Genomic DNA, 5,282 nt, shown 5'->3' with positions numbered 1-5,282 from the left:
ATCCTATGACCTTATCTCTATGGTTATCCTTAAGTGGAACCATTATAGCTCTTTGGGTAGATATAGGGATTATATATTATATTATTTTTTTAATAAGTATATTAGCAGCAATGATAACTTGGTTTGCAATGCTTAATTTACTTGCTGCAAAGGGATTACAACTTTTAACTCCAAAAAACAACAAAAATAAAGGTCTTACATCAAAAATACTAAAATATATATTAGTAGCTCTTGGAACATGCTTCGTATTATTTGGCTTAATTAAGATAATATTGTAAAATTATATTGTAATTACTTTTAAGGAGGATACCTATGAAAATTTATTTGGATAATGCTGCTACTACATATCCTAAACCAGAAACCGTAATTAATTCTATATATAATTACATGTCAAACTTAGGTGCTAGTCCTGGAAGAGGTTCTTATTTTAATGCATTAGAGAGTAGTAGGTTAGTCTACGACTGTAGAGAGTCCCTATGTGATATTTTCAATTTTAATAAAGCAGAGAATGTTATATTTACATCAAATGTGACTAATGCCTTAAATATTTTATTAAAGGGATTTATTAAACCAGACTATCATATAATCACTACATCTATGGAACATAACTCTGTACTTAGACCCTTATTTGAGCTTAAGAATTCACTTAACTTAGATTTAGATATTATTCCATGTGATAGTAATGGTCTTTTAGACTTAGAAAAATTTAAGAATACAATAAAAGATACTACCAAGTTAGTTGTAATGACTCATAGCTCTAATGTAATAGGAACTATTGAACCACTAGAAGAAGTGGGTAAAATTTGTAATGACCTTGGAATTGACTTCATCATAGATTGTGCTCAAACAGCAGGTGTTAATAAAGTAGATTTTAAAGCCTTAAATTGTAGTGCATTAGCATTTACTGGACATAAAGGACTTCTTGGCCCTCAAGGCATAGGTGGTTTTATTATAACTGATGAATTTAATAAAAAATGTAACTCTTTAATTCTAGGAGGTACAGGAAGTTTATCCTCAGAGCCCAATCAGCCTGATTTTTTACCTGATAAATTTGAAAGTGGAACTTTAAATACCCCTGGTATTGTAGGACTAAATGCTGGATTAAAATTTATAAAAGAAGTGGGATTAAATACAATAGAGGAGAAGGAGCAATACTTAACTGATATTTTATTAAATGGTTTACTTAATATGGACAAAGTAAAGGTTTATGGACTACCGGATAGTAAGGCTAGGACTTCTGTAATATCAGTTAACTTTAATAGTATGGACTCTTCTGAAGTGTCTTTCATACTGGATAATAGCTATGGTATAATGACAAGAACTGGCCTTCATTGCGCTCCCTTAGCTCACAAAACTATTGGAACATATCCAATGGGTACACTAAGATTTAGTATCGGCTATTTTAATGATGAAAAAGATATTTATTATACCTTAGATTGCTTAAATAAAATACTTAAGTAGTTTATTTATATAAAACTAATAAATTAGTATATAAAACCTCCTTTTTGATAATAATTACAAAAAAGGAGGTTTTATAAATGCCTAAAATTATCCTTGATTCTTTAGATTTACAATCATCTTTTAAGCTTAGAGATAGTTTATGTGTAGAACTTATTCCCGCTATAAAAAGCAAAAGACAAGTTATCTTCTTATGCATAGGTACAGATAGATCTACCGGGGATAGTCTTGGACCTTTAATAGGTCATAAATTAAAATTTATAAATAGAAAGGGAGTTTCTATTTACGGTAATCTAGAATCTCCTGTTCATGCTAAAAACTTATGCGAAACTATAAAAGAAATAAATATTACTTATAATAATCCATATATCGTAGCTATAGATGCTTGTCTCGGTAGTATTCATAATGTAGGAAAAATAGTTTTGGATCAAAGACCTATATATCCTGGTTCTGCTGTTAACAAGAATCTTCCTCCTATAGGAGACTTAAGCATAACAGGTATTGTTAACATATGTGGCGCTATGGAGTTTATGGTACTTCAGAATACTAGACTTTATACAGTTATGCAACTTGCAGAAACCATATCCCAAGGTATATATCACTGTATTTTAAAAACTTTTGGTGGTAAAAAATCTTTAGATTCAAATCTTGATGATATTTTATCTAAATCCTCCCAGTTAAGTAGCCACTAATTTAAAATTAGTGGCTACCTAAAACATACAATTATCATATCTTGTTCTCAATATATGATCTATATCTTCATCACTCTTACTTCCTAAATCAATTACAAGAGGTCCTCTTTCATTACTTAAGGCTTTTATGGAATCCACAGAGCAACTATTATCATTTTTTAAATCACATACTATAACTTCTGTATCACTATATATTTTATCTTGTATTAAGTATCCTCTTTGCTCTAAATAAGACCTTAAACTATTTAATGTACTATCTACATATATCCTCATAGTAAAAACCTCCTTAAGGATATATTTACCCTTAAGGAGGTTTTTTATTCTTCGAAAAAAAGTAGACAGCATAAGGACTTTTATTTCTTATACTAATATATAACTATTATATTATATTAGATCCTAAATTGGAATATTTATTTATATGTTTATTGTTTGTTTGCTTACTATTTATTCATTGCTTCTTTTAATGCTTGCTGCTCTTCATCTGATAAATCATATCTTGATATGCCTTTATCTACTGGTTTAGCATAACATGTGCTCTCATTTCTTCCGAAAATACCAGTAAGTATAACCCCATCATTGTTTTCGTTAAGTAATGAAATAGAGAAGCTTAAATCACTTCCTACATCTTCAAAAGCTTTATATCTTACAACTGCTACTTTTTGTAGACAGCCTTTTACTTTTGAATCTATATAGTCAATCCTTTTATTACATTCATTAGCTATATCATTTGCATTATCTACTTTATCTAAATATGCTATTATAGCATCTTCTAGGTTTTTATTATTTGTTCCTCTCATTAATCTTCTATATTTACTCTCTAATTTTCCTAAAGAATTAAATATAAGTATGACTAAAATAAGTAATAATATAATTATAATTGATAATCCTATGATTATGTAGGGTGAAAAGTCTTTTATCATCTCTATTACATTTTCCAAAATTCATTACCTCCTAAATAAATGTTTCATGTGAAACATTATACCTGTAAAATATCTAGTATCCTTTGTAAATCTTCTTCTGAATAATATTCTATTTCTATTCTTCCTTTATTTCGTTTAGAATTAATATTTACTTTAGTATCAAATCTTTGCTGCAACTTTTCCTTTATATCAACATAATAAGGATTTATGGCTTTTGACTTTTCATTTTCTTCTTTACTTTTGCTATCCCTCATATTTTTCACTATATTCTCTAAGGCTCTAACAGATAAGTCTTCATCTATAACCTTTTGAGCAATAATATATTGAGTATTTTTATCACTTACTGCTAGTAATGCCCTACCATGGCCCTCTGATATTACTCCATCTATAAGATAATCTTTAACTCTATTATCAAGCTTTAGTAGTCTCATAGAATTAGTGATAGCAACTCTTGATTTACCTAGTTTTTTAGATAGCTCCTCTTGAGTTAATTTAAATTCTCTTAATAACTTTTCATAAGCTATTGCTTCTTCTATGGGATTTAAATCTTGTCTTTGAATGTTTTCTATTAAGGATACTTCTAAAACTTCTTTATCTGATAAATCCATAATTACTGCCGGTACATCTTTCATTCCAGCCTTTTTTGCTGCTCTCCATCTTCTTTCACCTGCTATTATTATATAATTATCTTTTTCTTTTTTTAAGATAAGAGGTTGTATAACCCCATACTCTTTTATAGACTCACTAAGCTCTAAAATCTTTTGCTCATCAAAATAAGTTCTAGGTTGATCATTATTGGGTTTTATTAAATTTATGGATATTAAGTTTGAACTGTTTTCCTTAACAACTATCTCTTCTTTTTCTTCTGGTATGAGAGCTCCTAATCCTTTGCCTAGCCCAAATTTCTTACTCATCTCTCATCACACTCCTTGCCTTTTTAAAAATTCTTTTGTTAATTTCTCATAAGAATCTGCACCTTTACACTTATCATCATATAACATTATAGGAAGTCCAAAACTTGGTGATTCTGCTAATCTTACATTTCTAGGAATATAAGTACTAAATACTTTATCTTTAAAGTATTTCTTAACCTCGCTTACTACTTCATTACATAGATTAGTTCTAGCATCATACATTGTCATTATGACACCTTCTATATCTAAATCTTTGTTTAATGACTTTTTCATCATTTGTATAGTTTGTACTAATTGACCTACCCCTTCTAATGCATAAAATTCACATTGAATTGGTATAAGTACTGAGTTTACTGCACTTAATGCATTAATAGTTAAGAACCCTAAAGATGGCGGACAGTCAATAAATACAAAATCAAAATCATCTTTAATTTCCTCAAGCTTATTTTTTAATATTACTTCTCTACCTTCCTTATCTGTAAGCTCTACTTCTGCTCCAGCAAGTTCCATGGTAGATGGAACTATAAACATATTTTTTATGAGCTGACTTTCTATTATTACATCCTTTAACGATTCATCTTCTGTTAAAACATTATATATGGATTTATTTAATTTTCTTTTATCTATTCCAAGTCCACTAGTAGTATTTCCTTGTGGGTCTATATCTATTGATAATACCCTATATCCTTGCATAGCTAGATATGCACAAATATTTATATTAGTAGTTGTTTTTCCAACTCCACCTTTTTGATTAAAAACGCATACTGCTTTCATAAATTCTATTCCCTATAAAAGCTATAGAGAAATGCACCTCCTCTTGTATACATATACTTATTATTATATATTTTAAAGTTTAATAATAAAAGGTACTTTCTGTAACAATATAAATTTTTTTATATATTTTATATTGTTATAAAGGAATATATAAAAATATTATGAAATAAAATTTTTATATATAACTAAATAATAAAATTTATTCTATTCTATTTATAATCTTTATTATTTAATTTGTTATTATATGAAAGTTTCACGTGAAACTTTAGTTTATAAATAGACCATATAATAATTAAAACTAAAACATCCCATACCATTATCTAATATATATTCAAAGATTAAGTTTTGAGATGTTTTATCTCCATATATTGTTATAAGTTATAGTGAAAAATCAATAAAATTTATTTATAAATTAATTTTTATATTTAAAGCCCTCTATAGGGGTTTTTTGTTCAAGACTTATCTTATGCACTACTTAAAATCCAAGATTTTAAAGAGCTTAAGTGCATGTATAAGTTAAGATT

The 5,282-nt window shown here is 27.9% G+C and carries 6 protein-coding genes and 1 pseudogene; 3 read left to right on the top strand and 4 right to left on the bottom strand.

Annotated elements, in window-relative coordinates:
• The 3 genes and pseudogenes from AB2369_RS11045 to yyaC form a co-directional block, all read left to right on the top strand.
• Positions 1-278: pseudogene (locus tag AB2369_RS11045) on the top strand (lysine transporter LysE); the annotation flags it as partial.
• 34 nt (positions 279-312) lie between these two features.
• Positions 313-1,461: an aminotransferase class V-fold PLP-dependent enzyme gene (locus tag AB2369_RS11040; protein ID WP_367666536.1), complete on the top strand. Its 1,149-nt coding sequence runs from the start codon at positions 313-315 to the stop codon at positions 1,459-1,461.
• A 77-nt stretch (positions 1,462-1,538) separates the two neighbouring features.
• Positions 1,539-2,150 carry a spore protease YyaC gene (yyaC, locus tag AB2369_RS11035; protein WP_367666535.1) on the top strand — a complete coding sequence of 204 codons (612 nt, stop codon included), beginning with the start codon at positions 1,539-1,541 and terminating at the stop codon, positions 2,148-2,150.
• Between the two features lie 18 nt (positions 2,151-2,168).
• On the opposite strand, the gene AB2369_RS11030 is transcribed toward yyaC, so the two are convergent.
• The 4 genes from AB2369_RS11030 to AB2369_RS11015 all read right to left on the bottom strand — a co-directional run bounded on the left by AB2369_RS11030 (position 2,169) and on the right by AB2369_RS11015 (position 4,758).
• Positions 2,169-2,423, bottom strand: a complete 255-nt coding sequence (locus AB2369_RS11030) for a hypothetical protein (protein ID WP_367666534.1) — start codon at positions 2,421-2,423, stop codon at positions 2,169-2,171.
• Positions 2,424-2,590: 167 nt separating this feature from the next.
• Positions 2,591-3,088 (bottom strand): DUF4446 family protein, encoded by a 498-nt coding sequence (locus AB2369_RS11025; protein ID WP_367666533.1) that lies wholly within the window; start codon positions 3,086-3,088, stop codon positions 2,591-2,593.
• A 38-nt stretch (positions 3,089-3,126) separates the two neighbouring features.
• Entirely contained in the window at positions 3,127-3,984 is an 858-nt protein-coding gene (locus AB2369_RS11020) for a ParB/RepB/Spo0J family partition protein (protein ID WP_367666532.1), read from the bottom strand.
• Positions 3,985-3,990: 6 nt separating this feature from the next.
• Positions 3,991-4,758, bottom strand: coding sequence for a ParA family protein (locus AB2369_RS11015; protein ID WP_367666531.1), 768 nt, complete (start codon positions 4,756-4,758; stop codon positions 3,991-3,993).
• Positions 4,759-5,282 lie beyond the last annotated feature (524 nt).

It is taken from the genome of Clostridium sp. (assembly GCF_040797585.1).
Taxonomy (GTDB): Bacteria; Bacillota; Clostridia; order Clostridiales; family Clostridiaceae; genus Clostridium_Z.
Note: the sequence above shows the minus strand (reverse complement) of the source record. Positions and strands in the feature narration are given on the sequence as shown.

Excerpts from the sequence above, each read along its gene's own strand:
- yyaC (WP_367666535.1), top strand. The coding sequence starts at position 1,539 with ATGCCTAAAATTATCCTTGATTCTTTAGATTTACAATCATCTTTTAAG.
- AB2369_RS11020 (WP_367666532.1), bottom strand. The coding sequence starts at position 3,984 with ATGAGTAAGAAATTTGGGCTAGGCAAAGGATTAGGAGCTCTCATACCA.
- AB2369_RS11030 (WP_367666534.1), bottom strand. The coding sequence starts at position 2,423 with ATGAGGATATATGTAGATAGTACATTAAATAGTTTAAGGTCTTATTTA.
- AB2369_RS11040 (WP_367666536.1), top strand. The coding sequence starts at position 313 with ATGAAAATTTATTTGGATAATGCTGCTACTACATATCCTAAACCAGAA.
- AB2369_RS11015 (WP_367666531.1), bottom strand. The coding sequence starts at position 4,758 with ATGAAAGCAGTATGCGTTTTTAATCAAAAAGGTGGAGTTGGAAAAACA.